Below are 22,517 nucleotides of genomic sequence, written 5' to 3' on the forward strand. Positions count from 1 at the left end.
AAAATTTCGAGTATCTGATCAAAGCGGACGTCGCGTTCATTATTACGAGAAACACGCTGCTTTATAAATCATGCGCCCTTGTTGCCGCGTTCGCCGCTAATACCGGTTTTGCTTTCGGAATTCGGACGGGCTTACACCCATCACCTTGCGAAACACCCGGCTGAGGTAGAAGCCGTTCTCGTAGCCGCATTTTCCGGCTATAACATCGAGCGTCCACTCCGTTAACAGCAGCAGCCTGCATGCTTGCTTTACCCGAATCGACGTTAAGTATTGCAGAGGGTTGATGCTATAGGCGTTTTTGAATCTTCGGATCAGCTGCACAGGCGTCATTCCGAACCTATGCGCGACATCCCGGATTTCAATCGCTTCATGCGCGTGATTATTGAAGTAGATTGCGACATCGCGAATTATTTCGTCTTCTTCCAAGAAAGGACCGGCATCGGGAAAATCCAGCACTTGCTGCGCGATCATCAGCCATAAATCCGCCAAATAGTGCTGCTTCAGCTTTTGATTATCAGAGCTGTAGGATATCTGCTGATCCGCCCGCCTTAAGCAGCTGTAGTTTTCGGACAAGCGCCGGATTTGCGGCAGCCGTATTTTCCGATGTGCCAAAAGGGATTGAAGCTGCTGAGGCTCTCCTTCGGGGAGGGTGAACGTTATGGAATGAAAGCTTAAGGACGTCAGCACGTTCCGATAGAAAGCAACCTGGGGCGGGCATACGACCACGTCTCCGAATTCGGCCACTCCGCAATCTTCTCCTATTTGGTATTCGAATCTCCCTTCCTCTACCGCAAAAAGAACCCAAGTTACATAGGTATCCGTTTCTAATAGAAATTTATCTTTTTTGATCCAGTACACATGCGATACGATTTCGGGCAAGCATGAGGACATTTCGCTTCACCTCGTTCAGCACCGTGAAATTTTAGATATGAAAAAGAAATTTTATGAATTTTAATGTGTGAAAGTAAGATCGTAATATGTAATTAAAGTTATCATAGAATGCAAAGGAGTCAATGGAGGATGAGGAAGACCGATACCAAAATGTTGGATACGGACATTTTGATCGCTGGCGGAGGGATGACGGGGGTGGCGGCTGCATTAGCTGCGGCCCGCAACGGAGCCCGGGTGATTTTATGCCAGGACCGTTCCGTTCTTGGCGGAAACGCATCGTCGGAGATTCGCATGAATATATCCGGCGCATCCACAATCGGGAAGGAATTGGGGACGGAGCGCAGAGAAAGCGGCATTATCGAAGAAATCGTGCTTGAATGCGCGGTCAGAAATCCGCAGCGGAGCGCGAGTATGCTGGACTTGATCTTATATGAAAAATGCCGTGCCGAACAGAATTTGAAGCTGCTGCTGAACACGACGGTAGTTGAAGCCGATGTCGAGGGCTCCCGTATTCGTTCCGCTTATGCGTTGAGAGAAAGCACGGAGGAAAGCTTTACGATCCGGGCTGACATTTTTGCGGATTGTACGGGCGACGGCAGGCTGGGGCTTGAAGCGGGGGCTACTTTTACAACCGGCCGGGAAGCGGTGGAGGAATATAAAGAGTCCGGCGCAAGCCTGAACAGGGATGCTTACCGTCTCGGATCCTCCCTTTTGTTCACATCGAAGGATATGGGACGCCCGATGCCATTTACCCCGCCGAAATGGGCCCGCAAGTTTACGGAAGAAGATTTGAAGTTTAGAAACCACGACGCCTGGGAGTTCGGATATTGGTGGGTGGAATTCGGCGGCACGCTGGATACGATCAAGGATAACGAGCATATTCGCGACGAGCTGCTTGCGATCATGCTTGGGGTATGGGATCACATCAAAAATAGCGGCAATCACCCCGATTCCGAAAATTGGGCCCTGGATTGGTTCGGCTTTCTTCCGGGCAAAAGAGAGTCCAGAAGATTTATCGGTCGGCACGTGCTGACCCAAAACGATATTCAGCATGCCGTCGACTTCGACGATGTAATCGCCTATGGCGGCTGGTCGATGGATACCCATCCGCCCCAAGGCATCGATGCGAAAGACGAGGAGCCGTGCAATCAGCCGTTTACGCCATATCTTTACGGCATACCGCTGCGCTCGATGATCAGCAGGAACATTTCGAATCTGATGTTCGCCGGCCGCAATTTATCGGCTACTCATATCGCTTTCTCCAGCACCAGGGTAATGGCGACATGCGCGGTCATGGGAGAAGGGCTGGGAACGTTCGCGGCAACGGCGGTGAAGCGCAAACTTCCGCTGGAACAAGCATGGCGCGAAAGCGGTGTCGTGAAGGAGGCTCAGCAGCAATTGCTTCGGCAGGGAGCTTTTTTGCCCGGCATCATGCTGGAAGGAAATCTCGCGAAGCTTGCCCGGATTTCCGCTTCGTCCGAACAAAAGCAAGGAACATGCGGTAATGTTGTAGATGGGCATACTCGCGCTGTCCATGGGGAGAAGGGGGTACGTCCCGACTTGACGACAGCCGGCACGCATCGCTGGATGTCGGAGCCGGGAGATAGCAGTCCTTGGCTGGAGCTTCAATGGGAGGAGCCGGTAACGGTTTCCCGGATTACGATCGTTCTGGATACCGGGCTTCACCGTTTATTGATGCTATGCCATTTGGACGCGCTCCAGAAGCATATGCAGTGGGGGCGGCCGCAAGCCGAAACGCTGAAGGAGTTTAAGCTGATTGCGCATGACGAACGAGGGAGGACGGAAATCGCACATCTCAAGGACAATTATCAACGCATGATCCATCTGCCGGTAACGCTGGAAAATCTGAAGACGCTCCGTTTGGAGGTAATCTCTACGAACGGTTTGGATCATGCGCGAGTGGTTGAAATCGTTTGCGAGTAACTCCGCTTGTGGCAGCATCTTTGTAAGGAGAATGTGATCTATCACACTCGGCCGGTCAGGTCTGTATATAGACGCTAAGTAACAAAAGTGAAACTATAGTGTAACTCTTTTCAGGCATATACTAAAAACCAAAATCAGTATCTGGAGGTTGAGGCATGAATAACGTTTCGTTGCAGCGCAATGTCGAGATTTATGATGACGCGGACATCGTCGTCATTGGCTGAGGTCCGGCAGGAACGGCCGCCGCGATCAGCGGGGCAAGATGCGGCAAAAAAGTCGTGCTTCTGGAACATTCAGGCCAATTGGGCGGTATGGGGACGCTCGGTAATGTCAGTATTTTCATGGGGGTAGGCAATGTTACCGGGATCTATCGCGAGCTCGTATCCGAGGTCATGCCGAACTATTTGCCGCAATCGCATCAAGGCTCCATCAGGCCGCAATACTCTCCCTTTAACGTTCGTCATTATTTGAACACGAAGCTTGAGAAGGAAGGAGTCAAGGTCTATTATCATACCAGCTTCATTGCGGCAATCAAAGAAGGGGATACGGTTACGGGGGTAATCGCCAATACGCGGGAAGGGCTTAAAGCGTTCCTGGGCCGATCGATCATTGACTGCACCGGCGATGCGCGGGTGGCACAGGATGCCGGTGTTCCAACGCATTCGGGACGCGAGGACGACGGCCTCACCCAGCCGATGACACTGATGTTTATGATGCAAAATACGGGCAAGCAGGTTAAACTCTATTTGCCGGATGACTGCTATTATTACGAATCGGTAAGCGAACTGCCTCAGGGCCGGCATCTGTATTGGGAGTATAATGATGACGGCATGCTCTTGGTTAACATGACGCGGGTTAAGGGGAATGGCGCCAAGATCGAAGACATCAATAACGCCGAGAAGGAAGGACTTCGTCAAGTGTTCTCCGTTGCGCATTATTTGCAGCGAAACGGATTTGAGACGTACGCCCTGTCGCATATTCCCGGCCAAATCGGCGTTCGGGAAACCAACCAAATCGAAGGAATGTATACGCTGACGGAGCAGGATTTGACCGACGGGAGGCGCTTTGGCGACGTTGTGGCACAGACGAACTACGAAATCGACATTCACAGCCCGGATGGCAAAAAGACGTGTGACGAGCGTCAGCTCAGCGGGTACGATATCCCGTACCGCTGTATGGTTCCCCTTCAAGTGAAAGGGCTTCTCGTGGCTGGAAGGTGTATCTCCGCCACTCATGTCGCCATGTCCTCCATGCGCGTGCAAGCAACCTGCTATGCGCTCGGTCAAGCGGCAGGCATTGCGGCGGCATGTGCGGTCGAGGAGAACATTCAACTCGATCAAGTATCCATTCCGAAGCTTCATGAACGGCTGGCTGACCAAGGCGTCGTTTTTGTGAAAGAAGTCTAATGGCTGAACAAAGGGCAATCTAGTGCTCTACACTAGCTCTTACTAAAGCTGCGTATAATAAAGAAACTGCCACAATTCTGAGGCAGTTTCTTTGTCGTCTAGCAAAGATCGGCAGCCTCGAACAGGCAGTAGAAACTTCGGTATATATGAATTTTCTTCACATATGTGCAGCATTCATCTAGTCATCACTGTATAATCTTGTTATATTAGAGTTGATCGTCAATGATAAAACGCCGGATGGGTAACGGGAGGAATCGGACATGAAATCCGTCTTCATGCATTACCATACGAGAGAGGAAATATCGGAAATGGCCCGGAACGGGGCAGCGGCGATCGTCGTTCCGCTTGCCGCTACGGAACAGCATGGGCCTCATCTGCCTGTGTTCACCGACAGCCTGATTTGCGAACACGTCGCCACTGAAGCGGTTCGGCAAGCTTCCGGCACCGTTCCGATTCTGGTCGCGCCCGTGCTTACGATAGGCTGCTCGCAGCATCATTTGGCATTCGGAGGGACGCTTTCGTATACGTCATCCACGTATCTGCAGCTGCTGCGGGATATCGGAGAGAGTCTGGTCACGGACGGGTTTGGGAAAATCATTTTTCTGAACGCCCACGGCGGCAACGATCCCATTATGACTCAAACCGCGAACGATCTTGCCGTCCGCTTCCCGATCTGGACCGCCTCCGCTTCTTATTGGAGCGTAGCGCGCGCCGCCTTGAACGAGACGGATGCCGCCTCGCTCGGCATGGTTCCGGGACATGCAGGCGGTTTCGAAACGGCAGCCGTGATGGCGCTGAAGCCCGAACTGGTACGGAGCGATTTGCTGCCGGAGACGCATACGATGCGGGAATGGATCAATTCCGGGCCGCCCGGTTCTTTCATCGGCAAGCACGGGGAATTGACCGGCTTCGACGGCTTTACGGATGCCCCGCATCGAGCCACGGCGGAGGCCGGGCGCCGTTATTTGAATGTCATTGTCGATTGCGTCGCGGCTTGGTTGATTGCAACCGTTCAAGCGATGCAAAAGGGCAGCTGAGATGGACACTGCAGACGAAGTCCGATAAAATATTGGCTGAGGTTTCTTTCAGCTCCTAAAAAAGGAAGGAATAACCATGGAAAAGCAATCCCCGAAAGTGAAGTCGGCCGATCGTGTTCTGGATATTTTCGAGCTGTTTACCGGAGAGAAGGAATCGTATAATTTGACCGAAATTTCCAAAGCGCTGCACATGCCCTCGAGCAGTGCTTATCAAATTCTGCAAAATATGCTGAGCCGGGGCTATTTGGAGACGGATAGTACGGGAAAGCAATTCCGCCTCGGCAATAAAATATTCGAGATCCGGGTCCAGCATCGTCAGAGCACCAACTTGACTTCGGAATTCTATCAAATTGCCGGAAAAATCGTCGACGATCTGAACGAAGGGGTTCAGCTTGGCGTACGCAGCGAAGACAAAGTTGTCTATATCGCCGAAAAGCATGTTTCGCAGCCGTTTCGACTCAACAGCAACTTGGGATCGGTTCTGCCTCTGCATGCGTCGGCATCCGGGAAGATATTGCTTTCGCGCTTGCCGGACGAAGAGCTGCAGGCGCTCTATCCCAAGAAGAAGCTGCAAACTTATACGAGCAACACGATCTCGACCTTCGATGCGCTGAAGGCGGAGATCGAGAAGGTGAGACAGGATGAAATCGCTTATAATATGGGCGAATCGATCGAAGGCGTGCAGTGCATAGCCGGTCCCGTGTACGATATGGAAGGCAATGTCGTCGCTGCCGTCAGCATCTCGATTCCGGTCATTCGCGTTACGGATGAAATATGGGAAAATATCCATTATTGGATCCGCAGGGCTTGCAGGGAAATCACCAATAAAGTGTACCGGCAAAATTGAAAATAAACGAAATAACTTTTCATAATCGTGAAAAGTTATTTTTAATTGAAGGATATGGAGAGCCGATGTCGGCTCTTTTTTCTCATAAATAGAAAAAAGTTCTACACTCATGAAGAAAATAATTGACTAACTCTGGAAGCAAAGATAGAATTTTCTTAACAGAGCGCGCAGGCTTAATTTATATTTGACAGCGTTTTCAAATGAGGGGGACGGCAAATGAACGAGAGTGCGACTAAGAAGGTGGCGGCGATCGTGACCGAGTACCGGTACAATTCCCACGCCGACGTTATCCTGGGGCGGCTGCTGGGAGATTTCGGATACCAGCCCCGGGTTGAAGTCGTCTCCATCTACACGGACCAGGTGCCGGAGAACGACATGAGCAGGGAAGCGGCGGCGAGGCTTAACATTCCCATCTGCCCGACGATCGGCGATACTGTGCGGGCCGCACATGCCGGAGGCCCAGTCGACGGCATCATCATTATCGGCGAGCATGGGAGCTATCCGACGAACGGGAAAGGGCAGACCGAGTATCCGCGACGGCGGTTTCTCGAAGAAACGATTGCAGCGCTCGATGAACTGGGATTAGCGGTCCCGATCTTCTCCGACAAGCATCTGGCTTACGATTATGACGATGCGCGATGGATGTACGAGCATATGAAAGCCCGTGGCATTCCGTTCATGGGCGGCTCGTCAATTCCGCATACCGAGCATGTGCCTGCATTCGATCCGCGCGAACTGTCCGAGTTAAGCGAGATACTGGTCATCAGCTCGGGCGGCCTCGAAAGCTATGGTTTTCACGCGATGGAAGTGCTTCAGTCTCTCGCGGAACACCGAAATGGGGGCGAAAGCGGTGTTCGCGCCATATATTTAATCGATGGCTCGGGCGGCGAAGCCTGGGCGGCCATGGACCGCGGAGAATGGCCGGAAGATTTGCTGCTTGAAGCGCTCGGAGCCATTCCCGGCCTGCCTGCCGTTCATCCCAGGGATCTGGAGCCGGAACCGGCGCTATTCGTTGTGGAATATATGGACGGTACGAAAGGCTATATTATCCAATTCAAACGTCTCGTTGAACAGTGGAGCTTTGCGTTCCGCCATGGCACGGACCGGCAGGTGACGGCGGCGCTGTGCGACAGCGACCTCGACAGGCCATTCGCCCATTTCGAACGGTTGACCCGAATGATCGAGTCGTTTATCGAGACGCGGGAACAGCCGTTTCCGATGGAACGGACGCTGCTGACGACGGGGATGATCTGCTTTGCGATGGACGCTTTGTTCTACGGAAGAAAGCTCGAAACGCCTGCGCTCCAAATCGTATACGGCTAAATCGGAGGAATTAGAGATGAAATCGAATTTGCATGCGGCCATTCCGGAAGAGGTTACCCGGTTCACCCAGCTGCCGAACGGGCAGGGGCATAATGCGGTATGGGATTTCGTGCTGTCGCCCGACAACCGGTTTTATATTAGCGTATGCGGCGAGAACGAGAAGCCGCTGACGGCCTTATTGTACGAATATTATCCGAAAACGGGCGAGATCCGGCTGATCTTCGACGTGGCGAAAGTATGGATCGTCGATTCGCAGCAGATGCCGCCCAGCAAGATTCATACGAGCATCGATTTTTTGCCGGACGGCCGGCTGATCATGGCGACGCATAATACCGCTCCGGCACCGGGCCACAAGCAGTGGATGTACGAGCAGCATTATGAAGATCCGTGGGAGGGATATCCCGGTTCCATTCTGATGATCGTCAATCCCGATACGAACGAGGTTCAAGTCAGAGGCATTCCCGTGCCGAGGGAAAGCATGTACGGCGGGATGCTCGGGAACGACCCGCGGTATTACTATTTTCTCGGCTATATGCGAGGCCACTTCTACCGGCTGGATCTGGAAACGAATGAAGTGAAGGATTACGGCAAAGTTTCGGAATTCTCCTCCTGCAGGCTGGTGAAGGATGACAAGGGCCGCTTCTACGGCAGCTCTTATACGGGCGGAATTTGGAGATACGATCCCGAACGGGACGAAATCGAGGATCTGAAGACGAGATTCATATCGCCGAACGGCAATAAACACCGGAGACAGTTCATATTCGCGCTTAACACCCCGCGAGGCAGTCTGCTCATGATCGATAATATGGACGGGGAAGTGATCGAGCTTCATCCGGAGACGCTTGAGGCGACAAGGCACGGCTATATTCATCTTCGCGACCATCCGCCGCTCAACCCTTGCGGTATCGGTGGATTGGCTGCGGACGAGAACTTCGTGATCTACTACGGTTTGAAAATGCAGGATGAATACAGCCCGATCCGATTGGTCCGATGGGACGTTCTGAACGGCGGAGAGCCGGAAAATCTCGGCCTCGTCACGCCGGGCGGAAAAGATTCGCAATATATTTGCGAAATGATATTCGACCGCGACGGCATCCTTCATATGGTTGACGTATGCGGGGAGTTTTCCCCCTATGTACTGGCGGTCGACGTCAAGCGGCTTCAGCCGCCAGGGGCGGATGCGAAGACTGCGCAGATCAGGCCTTATTACGAGCCGGATTATAACGGGGTCGGCAGCCCGGCGTTCATGCATATCCGGGCGGAGACGACTCGCACCCTGCCGCTGCACCAGCATTTGGACTGGAAGGATACGGCGGTTAAACATGTGCGCGCGATGTACGGCACGGTCTACTCTGTTGCCGGCAAAGAGCGCATATATCTGGTCGAATCCGACTACACAAGCGGGGATCCTGCTGCGTCCTGCGTCGTCTATGAAGCCGGCGCCCCGGTTTCCTGCATCGATGTCGGCGATGAGAGAGTCGCCGCATTAACGACGGATGGGCGCATCGTGCTGATCGATCTCTGCTCGCGAGCCGTCGGCACTGCAATCGCGGTTCCTGCAGACACCGAGCTTGCGAGGCTCCACTTCGAGCTCGACGATGGCCGTCTGGTGGCGAGCGACCGTGAAGGAGCCGTCTATTTATGCGATCCGAGCAGCGGCAGCTTCCGTTCACTCGATCATATCCGGCTCGAAACGAGCGATGCGGTGCTGGTGAAGCTCGATGCGAATCGGGTGCTGTTATCCGCCAATTACGATGAAATGCGGATCTATGACATCGCCGTGATGCGCGCCGAGACGCTCCCGATTCGCGTTCCTTCCATTAGAGGAAGAGCGTTCAATGCGGCGATAACGGGCGGTGCCGTGCTGGGGGACGGAACCGTCGTTGCCGGCACGTACGACGGGCTGCTATTTACGTTAACGCCCGACCTTCGCAGGACGACCGTGTACGGCCGGCTTTACTCTGCCGGGCTGCTTCGGAATTTTACGAAGGTGAGCCAGGAGGAGGTCTTCGGCGTATATGGCGGAGAGAGGGATGCGGGCCATGTGTTCAGCTTCTCGCGCGACCGCGGCTTCGTCGACTTGGGAAGACCGCGGGTCATTAAGGACAACAGCGAGCTGCGCAATGTCGATACCGAGTGGGCGAGCATCCATTACATCTCTGCGCTGGCATATGCGCAGGAGGACGACTGGCTGTGCGTCGCTTCGGGAGAAGGCTATGGCTGCATTGTCCGGTATAAGGGCGTTGCGTTTCCATACTGACCGGAACCGAGGGCGAAGCAGCTGCACCGCCGAACCCCATAACAGTGTAATACGGATAAAGCTATCTATTATCGAGGTGATGTCGAATGTCGAATATGGCTGAAGCGGCCGCCGGCGGTTATCGTTCAGTCGAGGAGCAGTATGATATCGTCGTTTGCGGCGGCGGTCTGTCGGGTTTTTGCGCCGCCGTCGCGGCTGCCCGTCAAGGGGTGCGGGTTTGCATTGTGCAGGATCGTCCGGTGTTCGGAGGGAACAGCTCCTCCGAGATTCGGGTTCCGCCTCAAGGTGCGGCGAGCTTTCACGCTTACGCGAGGGAAACGGGCATTATTTCCGAGCTGCTGATCGAGGAACGGGCGCGCAATCATGAGCAGCCGACCTGGGACAACGGCTGGATAAACAGCGTATGGGACCTCGTTCAATACGATATGGCGATGGCGACGCCGAATTTGACGTTTCATCTGAATACGAGCATAACGAAGGTGATCATGCGTGACGAACGGACGATTGAAGCCGTCGTCGGCCGGGTTAGCCATGCCGAGACCGTCTTGACTCTGCGGGCGCATACGTTCATCGACTGTACGGGTGACGGAATCGTGGCTGCGCTTGCCGGCTGCGAATGGCGCATGGGAACGGAAGGGCGCGGCGAATTCGGCGAGCCGCATGCCCCGGAGCAGGCAAGCGACGCCGTCATGGGCAACTCGATCCACTTCAAGGCGAAGGATACCGGGCATCCAGTCCCCTTTGCCGCGCCGCCGTGGGCCGTGCAGTATGACGATCCGGATTTCTTCTATAAGCAGGGAAGATGGCCAGGTGAAATTCGCAGCGGGTATTGGTGGATCGAGCTGTCCGTACCGTGGCATACGATCTATGACAACGAGAAGCTGCGGCATGAGTTGACCCGTCATGTGCTGGGCATCTGGGACTGGATTAAAAACAAGGATCCCGAACTTAAGATCGCTGCCGCGAACTACGCGCTCGATTGGGTCGGTCAAGTGCCCGGCAAGCGGGAAAGCCGGCGGATCATGGGCCAATACCTCATGACCGAGCACGATCCGCTCAACAAGACGATCTTCTCCGACGAAATCGCGTATGGCGGCTGGTTCATCGACCTGCATGAGCCGGGAGGTTTGCTGGCGCCTTACAGCGAGAAGGCGGCCGCCGAGGTAGGCGGTGCCGGCGTTCATATGTCGAAGAGCTACGTCGGCCCTTATGGAATTCCGCTGCGTATTCTGATCGCCAAGGAAATGAACAACTTGATGATGGCAGGGCGCAACGTCAGCGTCACGCATGCCGCTCTGGGAACGGTGCGCGTCATGGGTACGACGGCGGTAATGGGGCAAGCGGCCGGAACGGCGGCTGCTTGGGCCGTTCGCAGCGGGCTGTCCGCTAGAGAGGTTCCGGAGCGGGCGGTCCGAGACGTTCAGCAGGCGCTTCTGCGCGATGGCTGCTTTCTGCCGAACGTCGTGAACGAAGATCCGCATGATCTGGCCCGGACGGCATCGGCAAGTGCAAGCAGCGAGGCGGCGCTGGGGGGAGGCGATCCGGCGCCGGAAGAAACGGCCGGCGGTTTGCAAAGAGGCGCGCTGGGCAAGAGACGGGGACAATGGATCGCCGTCGGCGCGGATTGCATCGACCGGCTGCACCTTTGCCTCGGCAGCGAATCGGATACCGTGCAAAGGGTGGAAGCCCGTCTGTACGCCGTAGATCACTTGTGGGACTACCGCGTCGAGCCAGGCGATCCACTCGCCGCAGCCGTTCTCACGGTAGAGCCGGGGAGCGGGCGGTGGGTGGAGTGGCCGGTCGGGCTCGACGTCTCCGCGCTGCGGGGCCGCTACGTCCGGCTCGATCTCCTGGCGAATCCCGACGTGAGCTGGCATGCCGCAAGTTTGGTCGAGCCCGGTCACGTTAGCGCCTATGAGCTGGGGAACGGGATCATGCGCCGGTACGGTTCGGGCACGATGATGAGTTTCCGGATCGAGCCGCCTCAGCCGTGCTATGGGCCGCATAGTGTTCTAAGCGGCGTTACCCGTCCATACCGGAGTCCGAACCTGTGGCGTTCCGACCCGGAGAGGCCGCTGCCGCAATGGCTGGAGCTATCCTGGGAAGAGAAGGTCGAAATTGGCCGGATCGAGCTGACCTTTCCCGGGCATCTGCTGCGGGATTATCGGGCATATCCGGCGTTATACCGGGACCCGCAGTGCCCAAAGGATGTCGTCGCGGAAGCGTATGTCGGCGGCAGCTGGATCGAGATCGGCCGGCTGCTCGGCAATTATCAGCAAAAACGCGCGATCGTACCGGAACGTACGGTTTATACGGATCGGCTGCGAATTACGGTGCTGGCTACGAACGGCGACCCGTCGGCGGCGATATACGAGGTTCGCTGTTACTCGCATTGATTACAAATCGGCTTGACTTCGGACAAATTTCAAATCGAAAAAGGTGAAAGTCATGCACACGCTGCATAATAAAGTGATTCTGATTACCGGCTGTCTGGGGATGGCGGGACGTTCCGCGCTTTCAATGTTTTTGGAGAGGGGGGCCGTCCTTTTCGGCTGCGACCGGCTTCCAATTGACGGCTTTCCGGAAATCGTACGATTGCAAGAGAAGTACGGCGAGCATCGATTCGTCTATCTACAAGCTGATATGTGCGATGAAGAGCAGGTGAAGACGGCGATAGCAGATATCGATCGCCGCTTCGGACGGTTGGACGGCACTTATCATAACGTGTTCAAAAACGTGGAAAAGCCCGTGACGGAGCTATCGTTGGCGGATTGGGAGGCCTCGATCCGGGGGACGCTGACGAGCACTTTTCTGGTATGCAAGCATGCGGTTCCGCTGCTGATCCGGTCGGGTGGGGGATCTATCGTCAATATGTCTTCCATCCTGGGCCAAATCCCTTCCGAAGGCTGCTACGCATATGGTGCCGCCAAAGCCGGCATCAATCAGTTCACGCGCGTGCTTGCGGCCGATTACGCATCGCGCGGCATCCGTGCAAACGCCGTCGTCCCGGGTGACTTCAAGTCGGAGGAGGCGTTCGCGCAGCAGTCCGAGCGGGAGAAGGAGGGCATGCGGCGGCACGCTTACCTCGGCCGAAGCGGCAGGGCGGATGAGATTAACGAGGTAGTCGCCTTCCTGCTGTCGGATGCTTCTTCCTATGTTACCGGCTCGCTGTACACGGTCGACGGAGGGTTCCACCGATGAACGAAGTGCGGCCTGACGTCCGGATCGGCGCCGGACATGCCGGAGGAAATATTCGCGTCGTCTCGATCAAGGATGATCGCGTCTTGTTGGAGCAGGATTTGAGAGATACGTCGGGATGGTGGTTTTACTGGAATTTTTCCGCGGTTTCCGCAAGAGGGGCAACGATACGATTTGAATTCGACAACGGCGAAGTGGTCGGCCCATGGGGGCCGGCCTTCAGTATGGACGGGGTGGAATGGCGGTGGCTGGGGGAAGATTCGCTCCTATCCAGGCAGGCGTTCACCTATACGTTTCGGGAAGGGGGCGAGCGCGTTTATTTTTGTTTTTGCCTCCCTTACCAGCTGCATCACTTCGAACGGTTCTATGCCCGCATAGCCGGTCGCCCCGATGTACGCAGGGATATGCTGACGCATTCCGAGCTGCTGCGTCCCATTCCGCTGCTTCTGCTCGGGAACCGGAATGCGGAACGGCATATCGTCTTTACGGCGAGGCATCATGCCTGCGAGTCTACGCCCTTGTATATGCTGGAAGGTTTGCTCGATTCCGTTCTTTCGGTCGGCCCGGGCAGGTCATCGATTCTGGACAGGTTTCTTGTTCATTATATACCATTCATGGATATCGATGGCGTCGAGAACGGCGACCAGGGCAAATCACGCATGCCGCATGATCATAACCGCGATTACACCGATGCGCCTATTTACCGGTCAACAGCTGCTTTAATGACTTATGCCAGCTCGCTCCGGACGGAGATCGCCATCGATTTTCACGGACCGTTCAAATGGGGAGACCGGAACGATGTTCCTTTCTTTGTGAAAAAAGATCCGCCGGTTAAAGAGCGAATCGAGACGCTAAGCGGACTGTTGGAACAGGTTAGCTGCGGACGTACCGAGGAGGATGCCATTCGGCATTCGGCGGTCCATGATTTAGGTATGGGGGAAGATTGGAATCTTCCCCATGGCAGGGGATGTGGCGATTACTTTGTGAGAAACGGGACGCCGCTTACGTGCAGCTTCGAGTTTCCATACTTCGGAAGCGCGAACGTGAGGATTACCGCAGACAACAGCAGACGGTTCGGTCAAGATTTCGCCCGCGCGCTCGAGTTATATGTAGACACGATTTGAAGCAGTGGGGTACTCTGCGAGGGCGGTCCGATTTGAACCGTATGCTTGGTCAGCGGTATTTCAGTTGGGCGATGACATCGATTTCGACGAGCAGATCGAAGTTCAATTCGCAATAGACTAGCGTGCGCGCCGGATAAGGACGGGGGCAAAGTCGTGAGTAAATCTGGTTGAATGCCTTGTAATGCTTGCGATCCGACAAGAAAATATTGACCTTCACGACATCCTCGAACGTTAAGCCCGACTCGGACAGGATGTTTTGAATGTTTTGCATGGTATATACGGTCTGGCGCTCCAGATCATTGACCGGCACCTCGCCGGTGATCGGATCAAAACCTCCCTGCCCCGAAACAAACAGGAGCGAATCCGTTCGTGTAGCCGAGGAAAAGGGAAGCTCCGATGTACCGTAAAGTTTCTCCATATTGTATGACCTTGTTCCTCTCCCGCACCAAATGCCGCGTAATTTTATAGAGGCTGTTCAAAAAGTCGTCTCTTGAACGCGAAGGAAGCCAAGACTTTTTGAGAACCTGCCATTTATCGAACAATCGTCCTGAATGGCGAGGCCGTTGACGAAACACTATCAACAGCCTCGCTTCGAAAGTTTGCGTTGCTGCAGCTTCAGACTGTTACCAGCCTAAATTTTTGCGAGTCTCCAACGCTTTTTTGTTGTACGCTTCGACCGCCGGAATGATGGCGTTGAGATTGCTGCCATCGTTCATCGCTTTGCTGATCGCGGCGACGACGGTGTTCATATATTCGGGGAGATCGACCATATTGGGATCGCTGGAGAAACAGCACATATTGCCTGCCATCTTGATCGCCTCCACGTTTTTCCCTTTCCACATCGGGACTTCCTCGTAATACTTCTCTAGCTCGGGACTTTTGACGAACGCGCCGGACCCGTTCTCGATCATCGCTTTCTGCGCTGCGATATCGAACAGGAAGCTGATGTAGAGGAACGCTTCCTCTTTATGCTTCGACGCTTTCGGGATCGAGATCGCACCCGCCTGATGGATGGTCGCTTGCTGCACTTTACCCTTAGGCATCGGCAGAACGTCCCACTCGAACTTGGCGTCTTTGTTGAGGCCTTCCAAATACCAGTCGGCTCCGAGCATAAACAGGAAGTTGCCTTTCAGGAACTCGGCTCCCGGATCGCCGGCGAATCCCAGCTTCTCGGCTTCCTCTTTGCTCGGTTTGACATGCCATTTGTGCACCAGATCCTGCTGCCATTTCAAATCTTCCAGCACACCCGGCGTATCGGCGACGCTCTGTGTGTTGTCATTGCTCATGAGCCGCCAATTGCCGGCATTGCCGTTCGCCATCGCCATAATATCGGCGATATCCATGCCGATCATGCCCCAATCGTTGGCGGCGGGGTCGGTCGCTTTCTTCGCCATCTCCAGCATGTCGTCATACGTCCAGTCGTTGCCGGGCATGGTCAAACCGTATTTGTTCATCAAATCTTTGTTGATGACGATCCACATCGGAATATCGGAATAAGGAACGGTATACTGTTTGCCGCCGGTTTGGAACGATTCCAGCAACCCGTCGATTTTGTCCGCGTTCTGGATCCGTACGTCATTCTCAATATACGGAGTCAAATCCTCGAGCAGGTCGCCGGCCATCCATTGGGATAATCCGTTGTCCAGAAAGACGAGATCCGCCTCTTCTCCGGCGATGACGTTGTTAATAATGCCGCCGTCGATCTTGGTGTTCGCTTCGATCGTGATCCAGGGGTACATTTCGTGGAATTTATCGAACAGCTTCTGGTTCGGTCCGACAAACCAGGTCAACAGCTTTAAAGTGACCGGTTCCTTGTCGTCTGATGGAGCCGGAGTTTGCGTTTCCTCATTGGTTCCCGCATTCGTTCCGGCATTCGCCCCTTTATTCGTCCCGGTATCGGACTTCTCGTTTGTCGATGGCGTGTTTGCAGAGTCTGCAGGTGCGTTGCCCGCATTCCCGTTTCCGTTCCCGCCGGAACAAGCGGCCAGAACGAGCATAAAGGTTAACATGATTGCGATCAGACTACGATTTCGTGAATTGCCCGGACGTAAACGCATTCAAAAATCCCCCTCCTAAAATAGTTGATGCTGACATTCATCCCTTGCAAAAAGCGGCTGTTCATCCGACTGGAACTGTTCGAAGCTGTCCTACCCATTGTCGACAATCAATCCAGTTAATGACAAACATGGAAGTCGTTCTTGAATCGATTTTATCATGATGTTTTTTCATGTCAAGGAATATTTCTCACATATAAAAGAAATATTCCAAGTCGGCTTTTTTCGGATTCAGATGGTTAGATCGGTAAAGAAATGGACGAAACATCCTGTGAAATCAAATGTTTCTTTCATTTTGTTCGGCAGGGATAGACTTCATTATTGCTCATGTATATGAATAACTTTTATGTCTACGAGAAAAATATAGTTTACGGAATTATGGTTATTTGCTATTATTTGACTATCAGTGCACGGTCGGAAGGGTCGAAATAGGGGTTAAGGAGCATCCCCTGGCATTGAGATTGCAGATTACATGGGGGTAGTCAATCTATGGGAAGCATAGCATTCAACCACGTGTACAAATATTACAAGGGAGAGGCTCAGCCATCGGTCAACGATTTTCACCTGGATGTGCCGGACGGGGAGTTTCTCGTTCTGGTCGGGCCTTCAGGCTGCGGCAAGTCCACCACGCTGAGGATGCTTGCGGGGCTTGAGGAAGTGTCCAAGGGAGACATCTTCATAGACGGCAAGTTTATGAACTATGTTTCTCCGAAAAACCGCGATATCGCGATGGTCTTTCAGAACTACGCCCTGTACCCGAATTTGTCGGTCTACGAAAATATGGCGCTCGGCTTGCAGCTGCACAAGGTAGCCAAGCACGAGATCGAGCTGCGCGTAAACCGGGCGGCGAAGATGCTCGAAATTTCACATTTTCTGACGAAGAAGCCGGGCCAATTGTCCGGCGGGCAGAAGCAGCGCGTCGCCTTGGGCCGGGCGCTTGTGCGTGAGCCTCAAGTCTTCCTCATGGACGAACCGCTATCCAATCTGGATGCCAAGCTGAGGACGCAGACGCGCATGGAGATCAGCAAGCTGCACAGCCAGCTGAAGACGACGATGGTCTACGTGACGCATGACCAGACGGAGGCAATGACGATGGGAACGCGCATCGTCGTCATGAAGAACGGCCATATTCAGCAGGTGGCTCCTCCTCAGCAGCTCTACGACAATCCTGCCAACATGTTTGTCGCCGGATTCATCGGGACGCCGCAGATGAATTTTCTGCAAGGGGCGATCGTCGAGGATGACGGTCGATTTTTCTTTGAATCCAAACGGCTGAAACTAGTGATCCCGGAAAGCTACGCGCATCATATTCCGCCCGCAGGGGCGAATTTGCGGCAGATCGTGATGGGTATCCGGCCGGAATACGTTTTTTGCGAAGAGTGGGCGCTGGCGAAATATCCGGACTGGCTGGTATCGGCCGCCATCGATATGAGGGAGCCGATGGGCTCCGATACGTTTCTGTATGCATCGTTTGGAGAGGAAACGTTAGTATGCCGAACGGAAGCGCTTACTTCAATCATGCCCGGCGATACGGTGAAGCTGGCTCTGCGCATGGATAAAGCCCATTTCTTCGACCGAGAAACCGGTGTATCCTTGGCAGCTCAAGGGGAGCGTGCTTCATGAAACGGAGAAGAAGGATAGCCCTCGTCTACATTGGCGCGCTTATCCTGTTTACCGCGCTTATTATAACCTGGCGGGCGGGTTCTTCCGAAACGGAGCGCTTTCCCGTACTCTTGGAGGGCGACATCCGCGCGGCGGTCGTCGCATCGGAAAGCGAACCGTTGTCCTATATCCAATGGATAAACAGCGCCGATTATCAGTCGTTCAAGGAGACGGAAAGGCTGGAGACGACCGTGCTCGCGGCCGATTACGCAGCCGCATCGTCTGATGCGGACATACAGCGTCGGAAAGACGAGACGAAGCAGGCGGATGTCATCGATTGGAGCAACGCAAAGGGCTGGGTGGAATGGGAGATTGAGGTGCCCCGGGACGGATTGTACGATCTGAGGGTCGAATACGCGCCGCTCGCCGGAAGCTTCTCGCAAATCGTTCGCGGGATTCAAATTGACGGGGTGTACCCGTTCGCCGAAGCGGAGCATATCGGTCTTGCGCGGAGCTGGCGGGATGCCAAGTATCCATATGACCGCAACGCCATCGGCAACGAAATCCGTCCGGTGCAGGAGGAGCTGAAAGACTGGCATTCGATCCGAATGTCGGATTATTCGCTATCGTCGGAACCGCTGCGCTGGGCGCTTACGAAAGGGAAGCATACGATACGCATGGTCGGCATGAAGGAACCGCTATCCCTATACGCGCTCACGTTGACGTCGCCCGAGAAGCTTCCGACTTACAAGGAATATGAAAGCCAATATACGGAAAGCGGGGAGCAGCCGTCCTGGTTTCAACGGTATGAAGCCGAGCGGTTCGAGCGGAAATCGGCAATTCGTATCCGGACGGTGAGCGTAGCCGAACCGTATGCTTCGCCTGATCCGAAAGGAAGGCTGGTGTACAACGCCGTCGGCGGCCAATATTGGCAAAATGCAGGAGAGTCGCTGGAATGGGAGATTACGGTGCCGGAAACGGGCCTTTACGCGATAGACCTTAAATATTTTCAAGGGTATAACGGAAAAGCGAGCGCTTACAGAACGATCATGGTAGACGGGAAAGTACCGTTCCGGGAGATGCTGCATCACCGCTTCGCGCCGAATGACGCCCTGGAGATCAAGACGCTTGCCGACCCGGAAGGCCGACCGTATTTGTTTTATCTGACGAAAGGGACGCATCAGATCAATATGACCGCGGACAGCTCGCTGCTGCGGCCGGCGGTCATGGCGCTTTCCCGCTTGAACGAACGGTTGACGGCGATCGAGCGGGATATTCGCACTGTAACCGGGAATTACGGCTACGGGGCCGACCAAAATCTCGACCAGGGCCGGGTATGGGACATGGACAAATACGACCCGGAGCTCGGCGCCAAGCTGCAATCGCTGAGCGATGATATGAAGCGCATCCGCGACTACTTGAACGGCTTGAATCAAGCGGTTACCGACCCGACGACGGCATTGAGCGTCGCGATTAGCCAACTGAACGAATTGGCGGCCGATGTCAACGATATCCCGAACCGGACCTCCGTGTTCGCGGATATTAAGGCCAGCATCAATACATGGACGAAGCCGATCGAGAATCAGCCGCTGCAGTTGGACTATCTCGTTGTACGTACGCCGCAAGCCGAACCGGGATTCAAGGAGCCGAACGGTTGGAACAAGCTGCAGTATACAGCTGTCAACTTTATGCGCACCTTTTTCCAAAAGTACGACACGAGCGAAGCGAACGACAAGGACGCGCTCACCGTTTGGGTGCAGCGGGGCAAGGACTATGTCGACTTGCTGCAGCTGATGATCGAACAGGACTTTACGCCGGCCACCGGCATTAAAGTCAACGTCAACCTCATGCCGAATCAGAACGTGCTGGTGATGGGCAATGCGGCCGGCGACCAGCCTGATCTGGCGTTAGGGGTCGCGATGGAGGCGCCCGTCGACTACGCGATGCGGGGAGCGGCGGAAGATTTGTCGGCTTTTCCCGGCTTTGACGAAGTTGTGAAACGGTTCAACCCCGGCGTCATGCGTTCGTATGCGTACGGCGGCAAAATATACGGTCTGCCCGAGACGGAAGCATACAACATGATGTACTATCGCACCGATATTTTCGAACGGCTCGGGATCGAGCCCCCGGAAACGTGGGAGGAAGTGATGAAGGCGCTCCCGACGCTGCAGGAGAACGGGATGACTTTCATGTATCCGAGAATCAATTTTTTAATGCCGTATTACCAGCACGAAACCGAGGTTTTTACACAGAACGGCTTGCAGCCGCAAATTACGGCTGACGGCGGGCTGGCCGCCTTCAAACAATGGACGAACTGGTTCAGCAAATATGATTTGCCGAAGGATGTGCCGGCCTTCTTCAATCATTTCCGTTTCGGCGACATGCCGATCGGAATAAGCGATATTACGATGTATATCCAATTGACGGTCGCTGCGCCCGAGTTGGCCGGCCATTGGAAGATGGTGCCTCTGCCCGGCATCGAACGGCCGGACGGCACGATAGCGCGATGGGCGCCGCAGGAAACGACGTCGGCGGTCATGATGAAGAAAAGCGAAAGAAAAGAACAGGCGTGGAAGTTTCTGGAGTGGTGGACATCCGACAGCGTACAAGGCCGGTTCGGGAACGATATTGAATCGTTCGCCGGCATCGAATACCGGTGGCACACCGCCAATATCGCCGCGCTCCAGACGATTCCCTGGACGGAAGAGGATTTGCGCATGCTGAACGAGCAAGGCGAATGGACGAAAAACATGCCTTACGTTCCCGGCTATTATTTTCTGCTGCGGGAAATGGAATTCGCCTGGAACAATACGGTTGTCGGCGGGAAGCCGCCGAAGGAAGCGTTGGAAAAATCGGAAATGTCCTTGCTGCGGGAGATGAAGCGCAAACAAGAGGAATTCGGAATTACGCCGGACGATTCCATACGCGTTGAACCGTACGACAAGCCGTACAGAAGGGAGTAAGCCATGGAGCCTGTGCCTCATATTGAGTCTGTAACTTCATCGAAGGCCAGCGTGAAACCGGACTCGCCGCGGTATATTCGCCGGATGAGACAGTTCTTGCGCGAATGCTGGCGCGATCGGTTGTCTTACCTGTTTCTTGCGCCCTTCTTATTGTGCTTCGCCCTGTTTATCATCGTTCCGGTCGTCATGGCCGCGCTGCTGAGCGTGACGACCTTCAACGGATTCGAATTTCCGCGGTTCATCGGCTTCAAGCACTTTATCAACATGCTGACGCAGGATGTCGTCTTCATGAAGTATACGCTGCCGAATACGCTGAAATTTGCCATCATCGTCGGTCCGGGCGGCTATATCCTGTCGTTTATTTTCGCATGGCTGATCCATCAGCTGCCGAAAAATATCCGCGATTACTTTACGCTCGCCCTGTATGCGCCTTCAATGGTAGGGGGCGTCGCCTTGTCCGTTGTCTGGGCCGCCGCGTTCAGCGGCGACCGGGTCGGTTATTTGAACAACATTTTGCTGCGCCTCGGCCTCATCGATTCGCCGCACTTGTGGCTGCAGGATCCCAAATATTTGATGTCCATCATGATCCTGGTTACGCTGTGGACCAGCATGGGAGTCGGCTTCCTGGCCATGCTCGGGGGGTTGCAGACCGTCAATACGGAGCTCTATGAGGCGGGAAGAATCGACGGCATCAAGAACAGTCTTCAGGAAGTGTACTACATTACGATTCCGTCCATGAAACCGCAAATGCTGTTCAGCGGGGTGATGGCTATCGTCGGCACCTTGAAGGCAGGCGCAATCTCAACCCAACTGACGGGATTGACCATCACGCCTCAATATGCCGGTCATCTGATTACGAATCATATCGACGATTACGCTTTTCTAAGGTATGAATGGGGCTATGCGTCCGCTCTTTCGGTCGTCTTGCTGGTCATGAGCTACGGGCTGATGAGGCTGATTTATCTGTTATTCGGCACCAGGGGGGATGAATGATCATGATCGTTAATCTGCGCAGGCATGTATCCTTCTCCCGGATTGTTCTCATCGTCTTCCTTAGCGCCATCGGTCTCTTCATGCTGCTGCCGATCATCTTCCTGTTCAACCATGCGTTCAAGCCGCTGAACGAGCTGTTCCTCTTTCCTCCGACGATCTTAGTCAAAGAGCCGACGCTGCGGAACTTCGAACAGCTGCTGCTGCATTCCTCGGCGGGGCTCGTGCCGTTCACGCGTTATTTGTTCAACAGCGTGCTGATCGCGGCCATATCGGTAGCCGCCGTCATACTGGGCAGCACGATGGCGGGATACGTTTTATCGAAGCACCGTTTTCATTTTAAAACGGCGATTATGGCGGCGATCATGATTTCGCTCATGTTTGCGCCGGAAACCGTGCAAATTCCGCGTTATTTGGTCATTAGCGGGCTGGGAATGACCAATACCTATTTCGCCCATGTCCTGCCTTTCATCGCTTCTCCGGTCGCCGTCTTTCTAATGAAGCAGTTTATCGATCAGATACCGGAATCGCTGACGGAAGCGGCGAAGCTGGACGGCGCAAGCGAAATGTACATTTTTATGCGCATAATGATTCCGCTGACGGCGCCGGCAGTGGCGACCGTGTCGATCATTACGTTTCAGGCCGTCTATCTGGATGTGGAGGCTTCAACACTTTATATGAAGAAAGAAACGATGAAAACATTGGCCTATTATGTAACGGCCTTGACGGCGAACGTTCCCGGCGTTTCCGGTACGAGCATCGCCGCGGCCGTAGGGCTTCTGATGTTTCTGCCGAACCTGATCATGTTCTTGATCTTCCAGCGGAAGATGATCCAAACCATGCTGCACTCGGGCGTGAAGTAAGAGGGGAAAGAGAGG

General features: G+C 54.3%; 16 protein-coding genes. 13 read left to right on the forward strand and 3 right to left on the reverse strand.

The annotated features are described in order from the left end of the window. Positions 1-96: 96 nt before the first annotated feature. Positions 97-891, reverse strand: a complete 795-nt coding sequence (locus L1F29_RS17620) for a helix-turn-helix domain-containing protein (protein ID WP_258383374.1) — start codon at positions 889-891, stop codon at positions 97-99. Between the two features lie 129 nt (positions 892-1,020). On the opposite strand from L1F29_RS17620, the gene L1F29_RS17625 reads away from it, so the two are divergent. From L1F29_RS17625 to L1F29_RS17665, 9 genes are all read left to right on the forward strand, one after another. After that, entirely contained in the window at positions 1,021-2,835 is a 1,815-nt protein-coding gene (locus L1F29_RS17625; protein ID WP_258383375.1) for an FAD-dependent oxidoreductase, read from the forward strand. Between the two features lie 278 nt (positions 2,836-3,113). Next, positions 3,114-4,241, forward strand: coding sequence for an FAD-dependent oxidoreductase (locus L1F29_RS17630; RefSeq protein WP_258383376.1), 1,128 nt, complete (start codon positions 3,114-3,116; stop codon positions 4,239-4,241). A 260-nt stretch (positions 4,242-4,501) separates the two neighbouring features. Next, positions 4,502-5,278: a creatininase family protein gene (locus L1F29_RS17635; RefSeq protein ID WP_258383377.1), complete on the forward strand. Its 777-nt coding sequence runs from the start codon at positions 4,502-4,504 to the stop codon at positions 5,276-5,278. 76 nt (positions 5,279-5,354) lie between these two features. Next, positions 5,355-6,125 carry an IclR family transcriptional regulator gene (locus L1F29_RS17640; protein WP_258383378.1) on the forward strand — a complete coding sequence of 257 codons (771 nt, stop codon included), beginning with the start codon at positions 5,355-5,357 and terminating at the stop codon, positions 6,123-6,125. 216 nt (positions 6,126-6,341) lie between these two features. Further along, positions 6,342-7,448 carry a hypothetical protein gene (locus L1F29_RS17645; protein WP_258383379.1) on the forward strand — a complete coding sequence of 369 codons (1,107 nt, stop codon included), beginning with the start codon at positions 6,342-6,344 and terminating at the stop codon, positions 7,446-7,448. Positions 7,449-7,464: 16 nt separating this feature from the next. Beyond that, positions 7,465-9,708 (forward strand): hypothetical protein, encoded by a 2,244-nt coding sequence (locus L1F29_RS17650; protein WP_258383380.1) that lies wholly within the window; start codon positions 7,465-7,467, stop codon positions 9,706-9,708. A gap of 86 nt (positions 9,709-9,794) precedes the next feature. After that, positions 9,795-12,104 carry an FAD-dependent oxidoreductase gene (locus L1F29_RS17655; RefSeq protein WP_258383381.1) on the forward strand — a complete coding sequence of 770 codons (2,310 nt, stop codon included), beginning with the start codon at positions 9,795-9,797 and terminating at the stop codon, positions 12,102-12,104. Positions 12,105-12,156: 52 nt separating this feature from the next. Then, the gene (locus tag L1F29_RS17660) at positions 12,157-12,909 is read left to right on the forward strand and encodes an SDR family NAD(P)-dependent oxidoreductase (RefSeq protein WP_258383382.1); all 753 of its coding nucleotides are present in this window, start codon (positions 12,157-12,159) and stop codon (positions 12,907-12,909) included. Continuing rightward, positions 12,906-14,030: a M14 family metallopeptidase gene (locus L1F29_RS17665; RefSeq protein WP_258383383.1), complete on the forward strand. Its 1,125-nt coding sequence runs from the start codon at positions 12,906-12,908 to the stop codon at positions 14,028-14,030. The genes L1F29_RS17660 and L1F29_RS17665 overlap by 4 nt, the downstream gene beginning before the upstream one ends. 49 nt (positions 14,031-14,079) lie before the next feature. Here L1F29_RS17665 and L1F29_RS17670 read toward each other — a convergent pair whose 3' ends face one another. Together L1F29_RS17670 and L1F29_RS17675 are read right to left on the reverse strand one after the other, a co-directional pair. Beyond that, a complete protein-coding gene (locus L1F29_RS17670; protein WP_258383384.1) occupies positions 14,080-14,448 on the reverse strand; it encodes a RidA family protein in 369 nt (122 codons plus the stop codon). A gap of 205 nt (positions 14,449-14,653) precedes the next feature. Further along, the gene (locus tag L1F29_RS17675; protein ID WP_258383385.1) at positions 14,654-16,087 is read right to left on the reverse strand and encodes an extracellular solute-binding protein; all 1,434 of its coding nucleotides are present in this window, start codon (positions 16,085-16,087) and stop codon (positions 14,654-14,656) included. 486 nt (positions 16,088-16,573) lie between these two features. Between L1F29_RS17675 and L1F29_RS17680 the strand changes: the two genes are divergently transcribed. From L1F29_RS17680 to L1F29_RS17695, 4 genes are read left to right on the forward strand one after another with little or no spacing between them, the layout of a single operon-like run. After that, entirely contained in the window at positions 16,574-17,707 is a 1,134-nt protein-coding gene (locus tag L1F29_RS17680; protein WP_258383386.1) for an ABC transporter ATP-binding protein, read from the forward strand. Continuing rightward, on the forward strand, positions 17,704-20,649 hold the full coding sequence (locus tag L1F29_RS17685) for an extracellular solute-binding protein (RefSeq protein WP_258383387.1): 2,946 nt from the start codon (positions 17,704-17,706) through the stop codon (positions 20,647-20,649). Before L1F29_RS17680 ends, L1F29_RS17685 begins: the two co-directional genes overlap by 4 nt. 3 nt (positions 20,650-20,652) lie before the next feature. Then, a complete protein-coding gene (locus tag L1F29_RS17690; protein WP_258383388.1) occupies positions 20,653-21,642 on the forward strand; it encodes a carbohydrate ABC transporter permease in 990 nt (329 codons plus the stop codon). Positions 21,643-21,644: 2 nt separating this feature from the next. Beyond that, positions 21,645-22,502, forward strand: coding sequence for a carbohydrate ABC transporter permease (locus L1F29_RS17695; protein ID WP_258383389.1), 858 nt, complete (start codon positions 21,645-21,647; stop codon positions 22,500-22,502). The last annotated feature ends 15 nt before the right edge of the window (positions 22,503-22,517 follow it).

This window comes from Paenibacillus spongiae, from assembly GCF_024734895.1.
In the GTDB taxonomy this organism is placed as follows: Bacteria; Bacillota; Bacilli; order Paenibacillales; family Paenibacillaceae; genus Paenibacillus_Z; species Paenibacillus_Z spongiae.